The 19,236-nt window shown below is 37.9% G+C and carries 18 protein-coding genes; 6 read left to right on the top strand and 12 right to left on the bottom strand.

The features are described 5' to 3' along the window. The first annotated feature begins 91 nt into the window (after nucleotides 1–91). Complete coding sequence (locus ABR854_RS19365) at nucleotides 92–550, top strand: helix-turn-helix domain-containing protein (protein WP_350267499.1); 459 nt, start codon at nucleotides 92–94, stop codon at nucleotides 548–550. 6 nt (nucleotides 551–556) lie between these two features. Here the strand turns inward: ABR854_RS19365 and ABR854_RS19370 are convergent, their stop codons facing one another. Beyond that, nucleotides 557–961 carry a hypothetical protein gene (locus tag ABR854_RS19370; protein ID WP_350267500.1) on the bottom strand — a complete coding sequence of 135 codons (405 nt, stop codon included), beginning with the start codon at nucleotides 959–961 and terminating at the stop codon, nucleotides 557–559. A 73-nt stretch (nucleotides 962–1,034) separates the two neighbouring features. Between ABR854_RS19370 and ABR854_RS19375 the strand changes: the two genes are divergently transcribed. After that, nucleotides 1,035–2,015, top strand: coding sequence for a sulfite exporter TauE/SafE family protein (locus ABR854_RS19375; RefSeq protein WP_350267501.1), 981 nt, complete (start codon nucleotides 1,035–1,037; stop codon nucleotides 2,013–2,015). 327 nt (nucleotides 2,016–2,342) lie between these two features. On the opposite strand, the gene ABR854_RS19380 is transcribed toward ABR854_RS19375, so the two are convergent. Then, nucleotides 2,343–2,852: a DUF2490 domain-containing protein gene (locus tag ABR854_RS19380; RefSeq protein ID WP_350267502.1), complete on the bottom strand. Its 510-nt coding sequence runs from the start codon at nucleotides 2,850–2,852 to the stop codon at nucleotides 2,343–2,345. Nucleotides 2,853–2,978: 126 nt separating this feature from the next. After that, nucleotides 2,979–3,581, bottom strand: coding sequence for a trimeric intracellular cation channel family protein (locus tag ABR854_RS19385; protein WP_350267503.1), 603 nt, complete (start codon nucleotides 3,579–3,581; stop codon nucleotides 2,979–2,981). Nucleotides 3,582–3,655: 74 nt separating this feature from the next. Between ABR854_RS19385 and dnaG the strand changes: the two genes are divergently transcribed. From dnaG to ABR854_RS19400, 3 genes are all read left to right on the top strand, one after another. Continuing rightward, a complete protein-coding gene (dnaG, locus tag ABR854_RS19390) occupies nucleotides 3,656–5,629 on the top strand; it encodes a DNA primase (protein ID WP_350267504.1) in 1,974 nt (657 codons plus the stop codon). A 68-nt stretch (nucleotides 5,630–5,697) separates the two neighbouring features. Continuing rightward, a complete protein-coding gene (gene arfB, locus ABR854_RS19395; RefSeq protein ID WP_350267505.1) occupies nucleotides 5,698–6,114 on the top strand; it encodes an alternative ribosome rescue aminoacyl-tRNA hydrolase ArfB in 417 nt (138 codons plus the stop codon). A 79-nt stretch (nucleotides 6,115–6,193) separates the two neighbouring features. Beyond that, nucleotides 6,194–7,090 (top strand): PE-PGRS family protein, encoded by an 897-nt coding sequence (locus ABR854_RS19400; RefSeq protein WP_350267506.1) that lies wholly within the window; start codon nucleotides 6,194–6,196, stop codon nucleotides 7,088–7,090. Between the two features lie 69 nt (nucleotides 7,091–7,159). Here the strand turns inward: ABR854_RS19400 and ffh are convergent, their stop codons facing one another. Next, a complete protein-coding gene (gene ffh, locus ABR854_RS19405) occupies nucleotides 7,160–8,476 on the bottom strand; it encodes a signal recognition particle protein (protein ID WP_350267507.1) in 1,317 nt (438 codons plus the stop codon). Nucleotides 8,477–8,670: 194 nt separating this feature from the next. Next, the gene (locus ABR854_RS19410; protein ID WP_350267508.1) at nucleotides 8,671–9,183 is read right to left on the bottom strand and encodes a DUF1697 domain-containing protein; all 513 of its coding nucleotides are present in this window, start codon (nucleotides 9,181–9,183) and stop codon (nucleotides 8,671–8,673) included. 143 nt (nucleotides 9,184–9,326) lie between these two features. Between ABR854_RS19410 and ABR854_RS19415 the strand changes: the two genes are divergently transcribed. Next, entirely contained in the window at nucleotides 9,327–10,427 is a 1,101-nt protein-coding gene (locus tag ABR854_RS19415; protein WP_350267509.1) for a T9SS type A sorting domain-containing protein, read from the top strand. A 66-nt stretch (nucleotides 10,428–10,493) separates the two neighbouring features. Here ABR854_RS19415 and ABR854_RS19420 read toward each other — a convergent pair whose 3' ends face one another. From ABR854_RS19420 to ABR854_RS19450, 7 genes are all read right to left on the bottom strand, one after another. Next, entirely contained in the window at nucleotides 10,494–11,696 is a 1,203-nt protein-coding gene (locus tag ABR854_RS19420) for an NAD(P)/FAD-dependent oxidoreductase (RefSeq protein WP_350267510.1), read from the bottom strand. A gap of 4 nt (nucleotides 11,697–11,700) precedes the next feature. After that, on the bottom strand, nucleotides 11,701–12,192 hold the full coding sequence (locus ABR854_RS19425; RefSeq protein ID WP_350267511.1) for a pyridoxamine 5'-phosphate oxidase family protein: 492 nt from the start codon (nucleotides 12,190–12,192) through the stop codon (nucleotides 11,701–11,703). A 103-nt stretch (nucleotides 12,193–12,295) separates the two neighbouring features. Then, nucleotides 12,296–12,769, bottom strand: coding sequence for a hypothetical protein (locus ABR854_RS19430; protein ID WP_350267512.1), 474 nt, complete (start codon nucleotides 12,767–12,769; stop codon nucleotides 12,296–12,298). 285 nt (nucleotides 12,770–13,054) lie between these two features. Then, a complete protein-coding gene (locus ABR854_RS19435; RefSeq protein WP_350267513.1) occupies nucleotides 13,055–13,519 on the bottom strand; it encodes a ferritin-like domain-containing protein in 465 nt (154 codons plus the stop codon). A gap of 226 nt (nucleotides 13,520–13,745) precedes the next feature. Then, nucleotides 13,746–14,786: a glycoside hydrolase family 43 protein gene (locus ABR854_RS19440; RefSeq protein WP_350267514.1), complete on the bottom strand. Its 1,041-nt coding sequence runs from the start codon at nucleotides 14,784–14,786 to the stop codon at nucleotides 13,746–13,748. Between the two features lie 103 nt (nucleotides 14,787–14,889). Further along, nucleotides 14,890–17,895, bottom strand: coding sequence for a PVC-type heme-binding CxxCH protein (locus ABR854_RS19445; protein ID WP_350267515.1), 3,006 nt, complete (start codon nucleotides 17,893–17,895; stop codon nucleotides 14,890–14,892). Nucleotides 17,896–18,025: 130 nt separating this feature from the next. Further along, on the bottom strand, nucleotides 18,026–19,222 hold the full coding sequence (locus tag ABR854_RS19450; RefSeq protein WP_350267516.1) for a C40 family peptidase: 1,197 nt from the start codon (nucleotides 19,220–19,222) through the stop codon (nucleotides 18,026–18,028). Nucleotides 19,223–19,236: the final 14 nt, after the last annotated feature.

The raw sequence follows: 19,236 nt of genomic DNA on the forward strand, positions 1-19,236 counted from the left end.
TTTGACGAATTGATTAAATTGCAAAACAAAGTAACAAACATTTAAAATATATTCCAAATTTTCGGAAATAAAATAGATAAATTCCTAAATAATGGAAAAAAGATTTGGTTCGAACCTTAGAGTTTTACGAAAAAAGCAGAAATTAACCTTAGAATCATTAGGAGAAAAACTAAAGATAAGTAAAAGTGCCATTTCAGATTATGAAATTGGCAAAACATTTCCACCTTTAGATGTTTGTGAACTGATTAGCAATTTCTTTGGAATCAATATTGATGATTTAAAAAATTCCGACTTTACGGAATTATCGCTTGAACAAATTGAAAAATTATATGGTTCAAAAGCGAAAAATAAGTCTATAAAAGAATCAAGCGAAGATTTCAGTAATGAAAAAAAACAATTAGAATTCCATAATAAACTACTGAGTCAACAAATAGAAGGCCTGCAAATTCAACTTAAATTGACCAAGCAAATTGTAGAAAGTAAAGATTCTGAAATAAAATCATTACAGATTCAGGTTAGGCTTTTGGAAGAAAAAATAGCTAATCAATAGCCAATTTTATAATGTAGAAGGGTCGTTCAAAGGTCTATTTTTGATACTTTCCTGCTTAGATAAAATCAAATTTTCAATAGATTTAGTTGTATCTTCGAGTGCTTCGTTTTCGCCTGTTAGCTTTTTCAGTAAATTCAAAACATGAGCTTGTGTTTGCAAAATAACCTCTAATTGAATCTGATTTTGAGCAATTTGCTTTTGATTACGAACAATATTTATCTGATTATTGACAATAATTTCTTGGTTACGAATAATCGTAGCTTGGTTATGAATCACCACCTCATGATTGTCGGCATTTTGCTGCTGATTCTGAATCATAATATCATAGTTTTCTACGATTCTTCCTTGCATTTCTTTCAAAAAATCTTGCTCAGCAAGCAATTTCTGCAAAATCTCTTCAATATTTTTCATTAGATGGTATGCTTAAAATCAATATTTGCGACTAAATTTGTAAATCACTTTTACAAAAGTAACATATTTTTTTATGTCTGTCGAGAAAACTTCTAAAAACAAAATCCCTTATTTATACATAGGCTTCATTACGATTGTGCTGAGTTGCTGGGCTTTTTATGTTACCTCGACCGATAGCTTTTATGTCTTTGCCAAACATTGGGCGGCCGTTCTGACAATGATATTTGGGGCATTTATCGCAGGCTCAAGCCCCGAAGGAAGTGCCGCTATCGCTTATCCTGTTTTTACGCTTTTGCTCAAAATAGAGCCAGCAGTTGCTCGAAATTTCGCTTTTGCCATTCAAAGCATCGGCATGACTTCAGCATCGTTATTAATCTTGGGACTAAAGATAAAAGTCGATTGGAATTACATCAAATACGTAACATTCGGCGGAGTTTTCGGACTGATTTTTGGCACTTATTATATCGTTCCTCTGATTTCTCCACCACTGGCAAAGCTATTTTTTGTCTCGCTTTGGCTTAGTTTTGGACTAATTTTGTGGTACGAAAACACGAAACCACAACGTGAAGTTTTTGATAAAATTCAGAATTTCATGCGTTCGGATATGGTAAGATTAATCTTTTTCGGACTAATCGGTGGAATGATTTCTTCAATTTTCGGTACAGGAATCAATATTTTCACCTTCTGTTTGATGACGATTTATTACCGTATAAACGAAAAAGTAGCTGTTCCTTCATCGGTAATCATCATGACGCTCGAAACGCTACTCGGTTTCTTCATTCACGGAGCAGTTATCGGTGATTTCCAGCAAGAAGCTTTTGAAATGTGGTTGGCGTGTATTCCGTTTGTGGCATTTTTTGCCCCACTTGGTTCGTTTGTGATTAGTAAATTACCTCGCAAAGCCATTGCGACTTTCCTCTATATTATTCTGATTGTGCAGTTTATTGGTGCTATGTGGGTGCTAAAACCATCGCTTCCACATTTAGGGCTTTCAGCCATTACGCTTATAGCAGGGCTTGCTACTTTTGCTTATTTGGCACGTTTGAAAAGATGAGAAGAGACGAGATATTAGATTCGAGATGCGAGAGTTCTCCAATCCCGAATCTCAAATCTCGTATCTAAGAAAAATCAATAATACCAATACTGCACATCGTCCCAGTTGATGGTGGTCGTGAATGATAATTGTAACAAATTCAAGAAACGCATATCTTGTTTTTTGTTTCTGACCAAAGACTGAAAACCATACCCACTTCAATTCGGTTTTTGCCTGTCGTATAACCCAAACCGATATTCGACCAATTTTCTGATAGTAAAAGTCCATTTTTTGAGCTAACTGGGCCATTTTTTGTACCTTTCAGATACAAAAATACTTCGTTAGAAGCTAAAGCATAAAGGCCTTTTTTGATTTTTTTGTGTCATACAATGGATAATTCAAACCCAGTTGATAACGAAAAATTGAGGCATCGGAGCGAACATTTGTTTGTAAATTCAGTGGATTACGCCATTCCAAACGCCCACGATTATTGGTCGTTAGTTTCCCAATTTTATAATTATATGCCGTTTGCAGCACAATCCGATTTTCGTTTTCTCTCAAGCCAAAAATATCGTGTCGGCCGAAGGCATATCCACCACCCACATTCCATTTATCGGTCAATTTATAATTGAGCAGTAAGTGAAGAATAAAATGTGCATGTCCCGAAGAAAAAGTTTTATTTTCGATTTTTAGCGTCGAAGTATTCACTACCGACAAAATATGTAGATTATAGCTAAGTTTGGGCGTGATTCGGCCCGTTTGAGAATAATTGGTCGCAATGCCTCTTAAATGCAAATCTTGTGAATTTGCCTGAGTGATTATAAGGAAAACCATTGCGAAGAAAGTAAGCTTCTTCATGATTGGTTATTTTGAAGAAAGCTATTCAAATCTTGTGCCATTCAATGCGTTAATGAATTTTAGGCAAAGAAATATTCGTTTTCACGGCAGTGTAATGTAGCACAATTTTGAAAATTGTATTACCAATCAATCAACTTTCGGCAATGAAATATTCATTTTTACGGCAATGAGCCTTATACCGAAAACGGTAAGAATCGTGACAACCTCAATGATTTGGGCAGAAATAGTAAGTTTTTGCAGCAAAAAGAAGACAATTCCACCCAAAATACAGGCCGTAGCGTAGATTTCTTTTCGGAAAAGCGTTGGTATTTCGTTGAGTAAAATATCTCGAATCACGCCACCGAAACAAGCCGTAATCGTACCCAAAATCAAGCACGAAGGAATATCTAACTGAATAGCAATGCCTTCTTGAATTCCTCTGAGCGTAAAAAATCCAAGTCCCAACGAGTCGAAAAAAGTAAGCGTTTTATCTAATTTCTCAATGCGATTTTTAAACAAAACTGTGATGAGTGTTACGCCTGCAATAAGCAGTACAATCGAAGAATCAAGAATCCATTTGACTGGTAAATGACCTATCAAAATATCTCGGATTGTTCCACCGCCGACCGATGTCACGAAAGCCATTACGGCCAGCCCAAAGACATCGAGTTTTTTACGGATTCCCGCCAAAGCACCCGATGCTGCAAAGGCAATTGTTCCGCCAATATTGATAAAAGTATAAAATTCCACCGTACCTTTGTTTTTTTCGGAACAAAAGTAGCACAAAATGTGTCATTTTGATTAAGTAGTGAGTAAATTGCAATATGAGGATAAGTCAAGAAACAGTTCAACAGATTTTACAAGCCGCCGACGTAACCGAAATCGTTGGCGAATACGTTTCTCTCAAAAAACGGGGAGCAAACATGATAGCCTGTTGTCCTTTTCATAACGAAAAAACCCCTTCGTTTTACGTTTCGCCAGCTAAAGGTATTTACAAATGTTTCGGTTGCGGCAAAGCGGGTGACTCGGTGCGTTTTGTGATGGATATCGAAGGCATCGGCTACCCCGAAGCCCTCAAGCATTTAGCAAAAAAATACGGCATTGAAGTAGCCGAAAAAGAAGTAACCAACGAAGAACAACAAGCTCAAAACGAAAAGGAAAGTCTATACATCGTACTGGATTTTGCCAATAAATATTACCAAGACCAACTTTGGAAAAGCCCCGAAGGGCAAAGTATTGGGCAGAGTTATTTTAAAGAACGTGGCTTTAATCATACTACCATTCAGCGATTTGAGTTAGGTTATAGCCCCGATGGTTGGGATGCGTTTACGAAACATGCCATGAAAAATGGTTTTTCGATAGATATTCTCGAAAAAGCAGGACTTTCGATTGTTAAAGAAGGCAAAGACCCAATTGATAGATTCAGAGGACGAGTCATTTTTCCGATTCATAATGTAGGCGGAAAACCGATTGCTTTTGGGGCGAGGATTCTGAAAAAAGACCCGAATGCACCCAAATATCTAAACTCGCCTGAAACGGCTGTTTACCACAAAAGTTATATCGTTTATGGTATTCAGCAAGCCAAAAATCCGATTCGTGTAGAAGATAATTGTTATTTGGTAGAAGGCTACACCGATGTAGTTTCATTGAGTCAATCGGGTGTAGAGAATGTAGTGGCTTCGTCGGGAACATCACTTACCAAAGAGCAGATTCAGCTAATTAGGCGTTTTACGAATAATATTACGGTGCTTTACGATGGCGATGCCGCTGGTATCAAAGCCTCATTGCGTGGAATTGATATTATTTTGGAAGAAGGACTAAACGTAAAAGCCGTAGTTTTTCCCGATGGCGATGACCCCGATAGTTTTATTCAAAAAGTTGGTAGTCAAGCATTTAAAGAATACGTTCAGCGAACCCAAAAAGATTTTATTCGTTTCAAAACCGAGATTTCGCTCAAAGATGTTGGTCATGACCCAATCAAACGAGCAGAGGTAATCAAGGAGTTGGTTGAAACCATTTCTAAGATTCCTGATTCTATCAAACGTTCGGTTTTTTATCAAGAAGTTGCCAATTTGATGGGCATCGAAGAGCAAATTTTGATTACGGAAGGAAACAAAATTTCGCTTAAAAAAGTAAATGATGCCGAAAAAGACCGTCAACGCCAAAATCGTGTTCAGCCTCAGCAAGTTGGCGATTTAGACGTTTTGGTTGAAAGGCCAGAGGTTTCGCCCAGTTTTCCTGTTGAAAAAACTGAGACACAACGCTCAGCGGTTTCTTACCAAGAAGAAGAATGTATTAGACTTTTGGTTTGTTATGGCACGCACGTTTTAGACCGAAATGTGGTTGATAATATCGATTTTACATTGACAGACTACGTTTTCAACGAAATCAGAGATATGGTTTTTGAAACGCCAACGTACCAGAAAATCTTGGCGATTTTTCGAGAGTTTTATCAAAATCATCAGATTCCTGATACTTCGCATTTCACGAGCCACCAAGATAGTGAGATTCAACAACAAGTAATAAACTGGCTTTCAACACCGCACCAATTGAGTGAAAATTGGCTAAAGAAAGAGATTTATATTCCGTCGGAAACCGATAAATTGGCCGATTTGGCCTACACGAATGTACTAAGGCTAAAAAAGACTCGTTATGAAGCCGATATGACGAAGCTATCGAACCAGCTTCTGGAAGCCCAAAGCTACGAAGAACAAGACCAGATTTTGGTAAAAATGATGCAACTAAAAGAGGTTATCAAGAAGATTGCAGGCTTACTCGGAACTGTTGTGCAGGGGTGAAAAAGTAATTTACGTAAATTAACGTCGGCAGTGTTCAGAACCCTGCCGACGTTCGCAACGCTATAACAATGCAAATAGATATAAAAACCATAGATTTTCTGCCCGAAATTGAATTTCAGACCTCCCGCAGTGGAGGGCCTGGTGGGCAGAACGTAAATAAAGTAGAAACAAAAGTAGAGCTGAGATTCAATATTGCCACCTCTACCCTACTGACTGACGAACAAAAAACAAGACTGCTCGAAAAACTACAAAGTCAGTTAGTACAAGAAACAATCTTGAGTATTTCGGCACAAGAAAAACGTAGTCAATTACAGAATAAAGAATTGGTTATCAAGAAGTTCTACAAAGTTTTAGAAAAAGCTTTTCAAGAAAAAAAGAAACGAATTCCTTCTAAAACGCCGCAAGCAGTTGTAGAAAAACGATTGAAAACTAAGAAGATTGATGGCGAAAAGAAATCTCTTCGCAGCCAAAAGATTGATTTTTGATGTTGATTACAACCTTTAACTACGAAAAACCGTCCTTTTGAAGTAAACCCAATAGCCGAAACCAAAATTTAAACACACAATGCGAATATTCATTCTCTGTTCATTCATTCTTGTCACAGTAAGCTCGTGCGATTGGTTTGGCAAAAAACCTACGCCCACACCTACCGAAACAATTCCTGATTTTGAGACTACGCCCAGAAGTTCGCAATTTCCGAGTAATATTGCCAATGAAGCATCGGGCGTAGCCGATAGCAGAAGTATGCCTGGAAATGTTTGGATACACGAAGATGGCGATAACCCCAATGTCCTGCATCAATTTTCGCATTCAGGAGAATATAAGGGAAATATCCAAATGCCTTTTCCAAATCGTGATTGGGAAGATATAAGTATTGGTGTTGGTCCAGAAAGTGGCAAAAACTACATTTATTTGGCAGAAATTGGTGATAATAATGCGGCTTATAATAATCAATATTACATTTATCGTTTCGTAGAACCGCAATCACTTTCTGAAAAAGTTACGACCTTTGATAGAATCGCTTTTCAGTACCCTGATGGAAGCCGTGATGCCGAATGTATTTTGCTCGACCCCGCCACCAAAGATATTTATATAGTTACGAAACGAGAATTTAATGTAAGAATTTATCAATTGCCTTATCCTCAATCAACTACTGAAATGCAGACAGCAAAATTCCTGCAGGCGATTCCTTTTTTGGCAATCACAAGTGGCGGAATTTCGAGCGACGGTAAAGAGATTGTACTCAGAAATTATGATGCTATTTATTATTGGTACAGAAAGACTGGTGAAAGCATAATCACTACGCTTTCACGCAACCGAGATAAATTACTTCCTTATCAAAATGAGCCACAAGGCGAGGGTTTTTGCTTCGATAAAGACAATAAAGGCTACTTTACAAAAAGCGAAAAACCTGACGGAACAAGCGAGCCGACTTATTTGTATTATTTTGCTAAGAAGTGATTTCTAACCAAACAAAAAAGGTCAACAAGCAAATTGCTCATTGACCTTTTCTTTTTCAAAGTAAAACCCTTATTTAAAAGCCTTCATTTTGCCCGAAGATTGCATCTGATTTACTTTTTTCATCATGCTTCTCATTTGGTCGAATTGCTTCAAAAGATTGTTTACTTGCACAATATCAGTTCCGCTACCTGCGGCAATTCTTTTCTTACGGCTGCCATCAATAATATCTGGTTTTTCACGCTCTTTCGGAGTCATTGATTTGATAATTGCTTCGATTGGCTTAAACGAATCGTTGCTAATGTCAATATCTTTGATTTGTGAGCCAACTCCTGGAATCATTCCCATCAAGTCTTTGATATTACCCATTTTCTTGATTTGCTCCAATTGCGTTAAGAAGTCGGTCAAATCAAACTTATTCTCACGCATCTTTTTATTCAAGCGACGAGATTCGTCTTCATCGAAAGCTTGTTGAGCTCTTTCTACGAGGGAAATCACGTCACCCATGCCCAAGATTCTACTCGCCATACGGTCAGGGTAGAAAATATCAAGGGCATCCATTTTCTCACCCGTCGAAATAAACTTGATTGGTTTATTCACAACGGCTTTGATTGAAAGAGCCGCACCACCACGAGAGTCACCATCGAGTTTGGTTAGCACTACACCATCAAAATCAAGTCTTTCGTTAAAGGTCTTCGCAGTATTTACGGCATCTTGACCCGTCATCGAGTCAACCACAAATAAAATTTCGCTCGGTGTGATGGCTTTCTTGATTTCTTCCACCTCTTTCATCATCACCTCATCAACTGCCAAACGACCCGCCGTATCGACAATTACCACGCTTTTACCTTTGCTTTTAGCATAAGCGAGTGCATTTTTAGCGATACTTACGGCATCTTTGTTTTCTGGCTCAGCAAAAACTTCTACACCAATCTGCTCGCCCAATACTTGCAACTGCGTAATGGCCGCAGGACGGTACACATCACAGGCAACTAACAATACTTGGCGACCTTGTTTTTTGATGTAAGAGGCAAATTTACCCGAAAACGTAGTTTTACCCGAACCTTGTAAACCTGCAATCAAAACTACTGCCGGTGAGCCTTTTAGATTAACACTCTGAGCTTGTCCGCCCATGAGTTCCATCAATTCTTCCTGTACGATTTTTACGAATAATTGCCCAGGCTCAACCGCAATCATTACCTTACGGTCGATTGCTTTGTCACGCACACGGTCGGTTACGTCTTTGGCAACTTTATAGTTTACGTCGGCATCCATCAAAGCACGTCTTACTTCTTTGACGGTCGATGCCACATTAATATCAGTAATTCGGCCTTGCCCTTTGAGGGTTTTGATAGCCTTATTTAGCTTATCACTTAAATTTTCAAACATTTTTTAAATTTTTGATTTCCTTACTTTAATAGTATGAAGCAAAGTACAAATAGAATTTATTCGCAAAGTTACTGATTTTAAGGATAAATTTTTAATCAATTTTATGAATTTGCTACATATCAGTTATGTGATGTAAAACAATTCTCTGAATTGTTGGAAATTTGGGAGTCGGACTGCCGACGCAGTTGCCCTACTTATTCAAGCATTTTTTCGAGCGTGTTGATATTCCGAATGGTGGTGGTGCTTTTGTATTTTGCTTTAGCCGTAATTTTGGCAAAAGGCGTATCCAAACTTTTGCCTTTTGGCACTTTCCAATAAAGCAGCGTGTTTCCTTTGGCTATTTCTTCTTCTAAACTTTCTGAAATAGTTGCCAATTCTTCAAAAACGGCTTCACTTTCTACAAAAACTACATAAGCGTGATTTGCTTCGTCTTTCTCGAATGGATAGTTTGCCACAATTTCAGCCAATACATCAAAGTCATAAAGCAACACAAAAGCCTGATAATGAAAGGTTTCTGTAAGTCCTTTTTCAATAATTACCTTTATTTCCGAAATATTTTTCTCCGATTCAAAAACTACATTTCCTGTTTGTAAATAAGTTTCAGCATTTTGAAAACCCATTTCTTGAAAAGCATTTTTCAAATCATGCATTTTGATTCGGATATTCCCGACATTTATTCCTCTCAGAAAAGCAATGTATTTTTTCATAACTTAGTGTTTATTTGGCTCAAAATTGGCCGTTTATTTATTGAGATGCGATAATAGAAAAGTATTTTGTATTTTTAGCTAAAATCTTTACAACTTTTCTCAGAAAATACAGTCAATAACCGCTGAACACTAAATCTAAAAAAATGAAAACACACATTGCTATTCTCCTACTCATTTTTTCTGCTATTTTCGTAAATGCTCAAGATGTACTTTTGAGCGAAGACTTTGATTATCCAATTGGTGATAATCTGAATAACCACAACTGGAAACCACTCACGAGTGCTACTGACAATCCGATAAAAATTGTGTCGGGTTTGGTCAAGAAAAACTATACTGCTTCGGGCGGAGCCGCTTATTTGAATAGAAACGGACAAGATGTAAAACGAGCTTTAAAAGCACCAGCCAACGACCAGATTTTCGTTAGTTTTCAGCTCAATTATAAAGCCATGCAGCGAATCAATAGTTTAGGTTGGAATTTCAGATGTGATGAATATCTAACCTCATTTCTGAGTCCATCAAATTATTTCATGTTTCTTAGCTCAAAAGAAGAACCTACACAACCACTTCTCAAATTTTCTTTGGTAAATACCCCCGTGTGTTTCGACTATATTACTTTTAATTCACTCGTTGTGAGGGATAAAAATGACCAAATTATTGCTGCTATTTCATTAGGAAATGAGGATTTAACAAAAAACCAACTAAGCCCTGTCATAGACGTGAATTTTAGTTATTTTTTGGCGGGAGACAAAATAGGAACTTCGAGTTTGACAACTTCTTATAGAGATTATTATTCTGGAAGGGTTTTAAATCAGTCAGTGAGTAAAGTGCGTATTCCAAATTTATCAAATATTGTATTATCACAAAGCAGTATACTTGTAGGTTCGGAAGTGATTATTGACCGAATTAGGGTTGGTAAAACACTCAAAAGTATAACTGACGGCGTTTCTACTGTTGCTCAGACAAAAAGTGATTTAGATCCAGAACCCACCTCACTCAATGCCACAGTTTTCCCTAACACTACCGATGGAAAAATTGATTTGTTAATCAATGAAAAAGCCCCCGAAGGAGAATTTGAAATAATGATGAGCGATAAAATGGGAAATAAGCTATACCAAAACTCAGGTGATTGGGAATCAATAAAACCTCAAATTGAGCAAATTTTGAGTAAAAGTGCTTCAGGACAGTATTTTTTAAGTGTAAAACAAAATAATAATACAAAAACTATTCGGGTGTTTAGAAAATGACGCTATCATGGTGGGTTTTCTCCAAGAAGCAAACGAGGCTACGTTTTGAATGTAGCCTCGTTTGTTTTATCTATCAAATCCAAAGATTTTTGCATCATTATTTTGCTTTCCTGTCAATTCATCACGAATGATTTCGGCAGCTAAAAGACTAAAAACGATGCCATTTCCGCCAAAACCCATAGCAAAATAAGTATTAGGGCGTTCGTCTACTGCTCCGATATACGGTAAACCATCTTTGGTTTCGGCAAAAGTACCAGCCCATTTAAAATCGGTTCTGAAAAGCAAATCAGGAAAGAGTTTATTGAATTCTTTCTCCAACTGCATCGCTTTTTTATCGTTGAGGGCATCTCGTTTTTGGGGATTGTAAAATTCTTCATCTTTTCCGCCAATCAAAACACGGTTATCGTCAGTTGTGCGTAAATACAAATACGGCCGAGCGGTTTCCCAAATGAGGCAGTTATCTAACCAAAGCTCTTTTTGCTCGAAAGGCTCGCTCACGATTGCAAACGAAGAATTGAATTGTACTATTTTTTTTGATAAAAACTGCTGAGATTCATATCCACTGGCAATAATCAACTTCTTTGCATCAATTTTTAAACCGTATTTGGTGGTGAGTTCAACGCTATTTTTATGATGGATAATTTCGGTAACTTCTGAGTCATCAAAAACCTTCACACCGTTTTTCTGAGCATAATCTAATAAATGATGTGTAAATGAATAAGCATCAATCTGAGCTCCATCTTTCGACATCAAGGCTGCTGAGGCCGAAAAACCAAATTTATTTTTGATTTCTTCTTCTTCCCAGTATTCTAAATCAATGCCTACTTGCTTTCTTAATTCATATTCTTTAGGCAGTTCTTTTGCATCACTTTTATTAGAAGCATAGTAAAAACTTCTACGCTTCGAAAAACCGACCTCAACGTTAAGTTCTTTTACTATTTTCTCTATTTTGGTAATTGCCTCTATACAAAGTTGGTAGCTGCGAGCGGCGTTTTCAAAACCTACGTATCCTTGTAATTCTTGCAATGGAGTATCGATTTCATACTGTAAAAGAGCAGTGCTGGCACAAGTGCTACCCATACCGATTTTACGTTTGTCGATTAATATGGCCGAAATTCCAGCCTTTGCTAAGTAAAAGGCTATTAATGAGCCAGTTATGCCTCCGCCTAAAATTACTACTTCTGTGTTTGCCGACTTTTTTATGGATGGAAAAGACTGAATAATTCCGCTTCTCATCAACCAAAATGGTTCTTCTGTTCTTAAATCCATTGCATTACATTTTTATAACTTTGTGCGAATCATCGTCTGCTTCAAACTTTTCAGAGCTAAAAATAGCTTTAACAATCTTGGCTAAAGTCAGTATTTTATTAGAGCCACTGTCCCAAACCTCAGCTTCATTTACTTTTATCTTTACCAAAACCAAATTGGGGTCGTCAACTCCTTTCGGAAACCATGCTTTGGCCAAAGGTGTCCACAATTCTTCTTTCTTGGCTTTATCATTAATGATTTCGGCATCGCCATTGATTGAAATATATACATTATTTGTAGGCTCGGCGTATGAGAGCTGTATGCTATCTTTGAGCGAGATTTCTTTCACTAAATCGGTTTCGATACTCGTAAAAAACCAAATGTGTCCGTTGTCTTCTATCTGACTGGTGGTCATGGGGCGGCTGTGTATTTTATTACCTTTGCCAAGCGTTGACAACATACCAAACTTTACCGAATCAATGATTTGAGCGATTTCTTTAAATTCTTGATTTTCCATTTTGTTGTATGTTTAGTAAAAAAGTAAACGTAACACGAAACTGAAACAAAAATTGATTGTCAGCAACGTGCCACGTTTTAATCTGGATATATATAAATCCTTGCTATGAAGGAAGAAGTTTATTATCCGAAAAGGTTATTTCTAAAACCTGCATCATCTGATGGATATCTGAAACATACTTGTTCATGATGTTTTTTAGCTTCGGGAAATACCTAAAATCAAAAAACTGCATGGCTTTTTGGTATTTGCCTTTGAGGTATTCGTCACCAAATTTGCAAGAAATAACTATCGTCGGAATATTATCCGAGTTTTGAGCCATGCCAAAATAAAACTGAGGTTGACTTAGTTGTAAGTCTTCAAATAGCACTTTCTTTTCACTGTCTTCTACAGTCTCATTGAATATCAATTCAAGCTCTTTTACCATTCGATTAGAATCGTTTAGCTGTTCTTGAAAATGACTATTCAAATCATGGTTTGCTGTCATGCTCAAGAGTTTTTCATAAACACGGGCTCTTGATAAGTTGATTTTGAAAATGCTTACCAGCTCCCTCAAAATGTCTTTGCTATTGTTTTGCATTTTTATATTTGGCTTAAATCGTTTACTTGTTTGTATATGATTTCCATAAAGCAGCAGTCAGCTAAGCACATCATTTTGGAATATTTTTTACCTAAAACCAAAATTTCAAATAAACAAAATAACTAATTATAGGGATAGCAGATTTAAAAGTTGTGCAGATTTTGTTATCCCTATATACACAAAAACTCAATTTTTAAAGCTGGATGAATCTAATAACTATTATAAATTTTGTGGATTTACTCTTAATCTTAATTGTGTTGGATTTATATTGAGTTGTGTTGGATTTTACGCAATTGCTTCACGCACCTGCAAAAGTTTAATTCCTGCCAAAGTATTAGCGATTGTCTGGCGTTGTTTGCTCAAGAAATTCATAAAATCGGGCGAAGCTTTTACCTTATCTAAGCCCAGAACTATATCGTAAGCCTCTAAGGCAGTTCGGTCGCCAAATTCGCAAGAATTCAAGATAGTTTCACGGTTGTTTGAACTAATCGTAGCCTTGAAATTAATCCAAGCTTGATGAATCTTGCCCATAAAGGTTGCTGATGTAGCTGGCTCTCCCTTAAATTTTGAAATATGCTCCACTAATTCATCTACAAAGTTTTCGCTTTGGGTTACTCCTTTCTGAAAAAACTCCTGTAAGTCTCCACCATCAATATCTTTTGCTGCGGTTTTGTATCCATCAATTCGGCTATAATTAATTTCTACAAGGTCATTGAGCGAATTATTGAGAATTTCATATTGCGTTGCCATAATTATAATTGTTTGTGTTTTAAAATAATTTTGATTTAGTAACACATCAATAGGCAAAAAAAATATTCCATGCCATTTTTAGCTATTTTTGGGGGAAAATTTCAATGAGACGCTCAATAATTGGGGATTTTATTTCACGTTTTTAAAATATAATTTTTCTAACAAACAAAAAGCACGAGTCTATGATAAACTCGTGCTTGAAGAAAATCAATTTTCTAATTTACTTTCACCTCCCCGAAGGAATAGCCAATACTTCATTTTCTTTTACAGGAACGCCAAAATTTGGTGTACCGTCGGCATTCCAAGTAAACTTTTGCATACGTGGTGAGCGGAATTTTCCACAACCTTGATTGGGTTCAGAATTAGCGTGGTACAAAATCCAATCTTCTTTACCATCGGGCGATTTGAAAAATGAATTATGTCCTGGTGCAAAAACTTTATTTTCGGGCGATTGCTTAAATAATGGTTCTGGAGATTTCTTCCAACTTTTCGGATTCATCAAATCGGCATTGGCATCGGCTGTGAGCATTCCGAGAGCATAAAAATCTGTCCAACAGCCACTTGCTGAGTAAATAATGAATAATTTCTTGCCGTGTTTCAATATTTGTGGGCCTTCGTTTACGTTTACGTGTTTAAGATTTGGTTCGTTCAAATCACCGTGTTTTTCCCAATCAAAGTCTGAGCCAGATATTTTCGAGCGTCCGCCCGTAATCGTCCACGGGTTTTTCATTTTGGCAATGTAAATGTTTTGTTGACCGTTTTTATCTCCTTCCCAGCCTGACCAAATCATGTATAATTGTCCACGATGCTCAAAGACATCACCATCAATTGCCCATTTATCGGCCGATTCGTCAGCAACTTTTCCTTTAAATGTCCAATCACCCTTCATTGGGTCGGGTGAAGGATTTTCAAGCACATACATTCGATGATGATTGTTATCGCCATCATCGCCCGCAAAATACATATACCATTTTCCTTGAATAAAATGTATTTCGGGAGCCCACAATTCTTTTGAGTACATCGTTCCTGCGGGCGGTGTCCAAATTGTTTTTGATTCGGCGGTTTTCAAATCAGCCAAACTTTTGGTTTTCCAAATCGTCAGCTTGTTTTGTTGGGTGTGGGTGTAATAATAGTAGCCGTCTTTATAAAAACTATACGGGTCAGCCCCTGAGGGCAATAATGGATTGGTAAAAGTAGAGGTATTTTGAGCAAATAGAGCATTGATAAACATCAAAACAAAGCATAGGCTCAGTACGTTTTTTTTCATAGAGTTTTGTTTGATAGAATGGATTTTGCAAAACTACTCAAAAACAAAACAGGAACATAACGATTGCTATGCTCCTGTTCATAAATAGAAAATACTATTATTGTTACTGTTTTTTCAGCGTACGCAAATACTCCACTAAATCAACCATTTCTTGTTTTTGTAGTGGGAATTTCGGCATTAATGATTCTTCGTTTTCTTCCATCGAAACAATATCCGCACGCTTGAAAGCCGTTGGATTTGTGCTGCCGATTTGTTTGACGTTGATATCATTTTCAGTTTTACTCAAAATCATTCCTTCTACTTCTGTTCCGTCTTTGAGTTTGAGTTTGTAGCCTTCATAACCAAAGCTAATGCCTTGACTTGGGTTGATAATAGCTGAGTATAGTGCAGTTTTAGACAATTTACTGCCGATTTCGGTCAATGCTGGGCCGAAGTTTACACCCTCACCTTTTACTTGATGGCAAGCCGTGCAATACATTTTAAATACTTTCTGTCCACTCGCTACATTGCCTACACCTTTGGCCAACTCGTTAATATCGCCCAATTCTTTGTCCATTTCAGCACCAAACATTTTCATAGCATCAGTGCGAATATCGCTGTGCCATGTTCCCAACAAAATCTTCTTGGCAATCGGCATTACTTCTTCCGAAACCTTATTGGCTTTTACTAAATTCCACAAAATTTCTTCACTATTCCAGCCATACATGGCATACATAGCTTGGTTACGCACACCTTTGCTGAGATTTTTGTTATTGAATAAACTTACCAAATAGTCGGTTACTGGTTTTTCGTCAACGCCACCGTAAACGCCAATCGCTTTACGCACGATGTCTTCATCTTTGTTTTGAGTTAGCTTTTGAAATTCGCCCAAACCATTCATTTTTACTTGAATCTTGGCCGCTTCTCCACCCAAAACCGAATCTTTCATTGCCATTTCAGTTAGACGAGCCACTTGGTCTTTCAGTTCATAACGTTTTACTAAATCCAGATAATCGGTTGGATTTTTTATACCATCCAAAACTTTTGGTAGAAGGCTCTTGAAAAGCGGGTCTTGTTTGGCAGTATTCATATCTAAATGCTTGAACACTAAAGTCATGATGTCACCCGTTGCATTTCCACCATCGAGCATGCCGAGTAAAATTTTTGTTTTTTCAGGATTACTTTGAAAATCAAAAGCACGGAAATAACGCAGATTATCTTTGCTTGATTTTGCCAATTCAGCCAAACGGAAAATATTATCAGCTGAGCGACTACGCCACACTAAGTCTTTAGCAGCGGCATCAGTTCTCCATTTTTCGCCAGCTTTTGCCAAATAACTCGCAAAAAACTTATCCCATTGATTATCAGCCGCAATACCGAGTGCCTCTAAATACCATCTATCTTTGCCATCATATTGGCTGGCCAGTGTTGCCCAAATGTTGGCAGCGGCAGGAGACGTATTATGGTGAATAGCCAAAGCTACTTCACGACGCACTTGTGCCGATGGGTCGGTAGAAAGTTTTTGAAGAGTTGCAGTATTATCAATACTTAATTCACGAGATAAACGAATGGCCGTGATGCGAATGTCTTCGTCAGCATCATTAGCGGCTTCTTGCAAGTACTTTGCTTCTTTACCCTTGATTTTACCCAACAACCACAAGGCTCTTGCACGCATACGAGAGTCGTCATCTTTCCATAATTTCAATAAAGCCTCTTCAGCTTTTTCTTGGAGCGAGTTTAATTTTGTCCAAGCCAAATAACGTACGGCTACATTGGCATTTTGGAGAGCTTCAACGCAACCCTCGGCAGTTTCAAAATCAAATTTTGGCACAGAATAAGCCTCGCCTTTTGGAGCGATTCTATAAATACGTCCACGAAGTGAATCTCCCATGGCGTGCCCACCCACACCTGGGTCATACCAGTCAGCTACGAAAATCGAACCATCGGGAGCAGTCGTAATATCTGATGGGCGGAACCACTGGTCACGCTTCGAGCCATCTAAAATATTATTGATTGTTGCTGTAAAACCAGCACCATTTTTAGTAACTGGATATGAACGCACAATACTCGGCCCAGCATCGCAGTGAATAACTTGATTACGATATTTTTCGGGTAAAAGCTTTCCTTCATACACAATCATACCCGTTGGCGAGCCAGCACCTGTTTGGAGTAAATTTGGCACAACGCCTGGGTCGTTTAAGTGCCAATGACGAAGTGGAATTTCAGACTCCCAATTAGTGCGGCGTTCCTGCCAGCTTGCACCAGTCATTTCATCTTTATAGCCATAATTGCCATAGTCCATCACGTAGTTGATACGCACACCTTTGTTGCCATCATCATCATTATCTGACTGCCACATACGGCCGTAAGAATCAAGAGCTACTTCGTAGTTATTACGGAAATTATGCCCTAAAATCTCCACATTTGAGCCATCAATATCACATCTGAAAACTTTTCCTTGTTTATACGTAGAGAAAGGTCGGCCTAAATCATCGGTTAGTTCTTTACCGTTTTTATCGCTTAATGTTTGTACTTCGTTTCCACCGTTGAAATAGAGTTTTCCGTCAGGTCCAAACGTAAAAGCGTGAATGGCATGGTCGTGCTGAACTCCTTTCAAGCCAGTGAAAATAATTTCTTTTTTATCAGCTTTGCCATCATTGTTTTCATCGGTAAATAAAAATACATTTGGCGAGCAAGAAACGATTGCTTTATTGCCCAAAACCGAGATTCCGAGAGCAGAGTTGATGTCTTCGCCTTGATAAAAAACCGTGCTTTTATCGGCTTTTCCATCTTGATTAGTATCTTCCATAATCAAGATTCTATCACCCTTTTTGTTGTATGGATTCTTTGGATTTAGTTTATTTCTATAATTATATCCTTCACAAATCCAGACTCTTCCCTTGGCATCAATATCCATATTGGTTGGGTTCATCATCATTGGCTCTGACGCAAAAAGCGTTACTTCCAAATCTGGGTCGGCCAACTGGATTCCATCAATTGCGTGTTCTACTTTGCGTTTTTCGTCGTCGGTTAGCTTAGAATAACTTTCGTCAGAAAGCGTTTTCTGGGTTTGCTTACAGGCCAAAACCACAAGGAGCGTAAAGACTGAAAAAATGATTGATTTTTTCATTTTTATATAATTAGTTGAATATTTTTAAGAATGTACGAATTTATGCAATAAGTGTAAGTTTGACAAATAACTTTTACTTGTTTTAGCGTTGGCAAGGCTTCGAGCCTTGCCAACGCTTATCATGAGGAAATTATTTCTTTAACGAAACGATTCCTTTATCCGTGCCTAAAATGCGTCTGGCTCTTAAATATCGGCCTGCATTGTGGGCGTCGTAGCGTGGAGAACGCTCATCAAAACTACTGATTCTTACCATTCCCGATGAATGAATAAATTCTTTATTACCCAACCACATTCCTACGTGTACGACACGTTCTGATTTTTCGGGCGTAGCTTTTTCGCCAAAAAACAATAAATCTCCTACTTGAAGGCTATCGAAAGGCACTTCTTCACCCGCCCAAACTTGCTGCGAAGCATCACGTGGTAGTAAAATTCCGTTCGATTGATAAACCATACGAGTAAAACCGCTACAATCAACACCTTTCCACGAAGTTCCACCCCATAAATAAGGCAAACCTTGCATTCTGAAAGCAGCATTGACCAAGTTTTGTTCGGAAGCCGTGACAGACTGTTTCCATTCTTGGTGTCCGATGACTTCTTTTTTCAATATAAAAGCATTGCGACCGTCGGGGTAAATTACTTCATAAAAATCTTGTAGTGTATCTTTTACGGCCAAAACATTTCCCCAAGTAAGGTCAGAAATAGTCTGAGAATTTTCGTCGGCTTTGGCATATGAAAAACCGTAAGGTTTGGCAAACATCAAAAATTTATTGGCTTGGTAGCGGTCGAATTGGTATTGAGTAATGCGAGCGAAAGTCGATCCATCGGCCCAACCAATGTAATTATCGGGGGTTTGAATCATGTACCAATTGCGTTCACGGTCAAGCACTTTGAGTGGTGTTCCGAGCAAGGCTTGTGAAGCCAATTCGGCAGACTCTTTGGGTTGGCTACGTAAGTTTAGCACCGAAATATTAGCAACCCCACAATTACGGTTTTCGAGCAATTCGTTATCGGGCAATAGTTTTACGGCATCGAGCAATGTATAACCATTTGATTTTAAGCGATTTAATAAATCTTTCTTGGCGGCTGGCAAATTGGTTTTACCCACAATTCGGTTAGAGTCAAGTTCGGCTTGAAAAAATGCTACTCGCTTATCAGGAGCGTGTTTTTTACGCACTTGCTCGATGATGGCATAAACGGTTGGTTTGGTTGGTTGAGGAGTTGAAGTTTGAGGAACGCTTGCAGGTTTAGCAATCTGAGCCATTGTCGAGAGCGATAGCAGACAAAGCATACTCAGAATGATACCTCTATTTTGTTTGTTGAGTTTCATTCAGTTTGATAGTT

The organism is Emticicia sp. W12TSBA100-4, from assembly GCF_040253585.1.
GTDB lineage: Bacteria > Bacteroidota > Bacteroidia > Cytophagales > Spirosomataceae > Emticicia.

Coding starts and splice junctions, on each gene's coding strand:
- ABR854_RS19365 (WP_350267499.1), top strand. CDS start 92: ATGGAAAAAAGATTTGGTTCGAACCTTAGAGTTTTACGAAAAAAGCAG.
- ABR854_RS19370 (WP_350267500.1), bottom strand. CDS start 961: ATGAAAAATATTGAAGAGATTTTGCAGAAATTGCTTGCTGAGCAAGAT.
- ABR854_RS19375 (WP_350267501.1), top strand. CDS start 1,035: ATGTCTGTCGAGAAAACTTCTAAAAACAAAATCCCTTATTTATACATA.
- ABR854_RS19380 (WP_350267502.1), bottom strand. CDS start 2,852: ATGAAGAAGCTTACTTTCTTCGCAATGGTTTTCCTTATAATCACTCAG.
- dnaG (WP_350267504.1), top strand. CDS start 3,656: ATGAGGATAAGTCAAGAAACAGTTCAACAGATTTTACAAGCCGCCGAC.
- arfB (WP_350267505.1), top strand. CDS start 5,698: ATGCAAATAGATATAAAAACCATAGATTTTCTGCCCGAAATTGAATTT.
- ABR854_RS19400 (WP_350267506.1), top strand. CDS start 6,194: ATGCGAATATTCATTCTCTGTTCATTCATTCTTGTCACAGTAAGCTCG.
- ffh (WP_350267507.1), bottom strand. CDS start 8,476: ATGTTTGAAAATTTAAGTGATAAGCTAAATAAGGCTATCAAAACCCTC.
- ABR854_RS19410 (WP_350267508.1), bottom strand. CDS start 9,183: ATGAAAAAATACATTGCTTTTCTGAGAGGAATAAATGTCGGGAATATC.
- ABR854_RS19415 (WP_350267509.1), top strand. CDS start 9,327: ATGAAAACACACATTGCTATTCTCCTACTCATTTTTTCTGCTATTTTC.
- ABR854_RS19420 (WP_350267510.1), bottom strand. CDS start 11,696: ATGGATTTAAGAACAGAAGAACCATTTTGGTTGATGAGAAGCGGAATT.
- ABR854_RS19425 (WP_350267511.1), bottom strand. CDS start 12,192: ATGGAAAATCAAGAATTTAAAGAAATCGCTCAAATCATTGATTCGGTA.
- ABR854_RS19430 (WP_350267512.1), bottom strand. CDS start 12,769: ATGCAAAACAATAGCAAAGACATTTTGAGGGAGCTGGTAAGCATTTTC.
- ABR854_RS19435 (WP_350267513.1), bottom strand. CDS start 13,519: ATGGCAACGCAATATGAAATTCTCAATAATTCGCTCAATGACCTTGTA.
- ABR854_RS19440 (WP_350267514.1), bottom strand. CDS start 14,786: ATGAAAAAAAACGTACTGAGCCTATGCTTTGTTTTGATGTTTATCAAT.
- ABR854_RS19445 (WP_350267515.1), bottom strand. CDS start 17,895: ATGAAAAAATCAATCATTTTTTCAGTCTTTACGCTCCTTGTGGTTTTG.
- ABR854_RS19450 (WP_350267516.1), bottom strand. CDS start 19,222: ATGAAACTCAACAAACAAAATAGAGGTATCATTCTGAGTATGCTTTGT.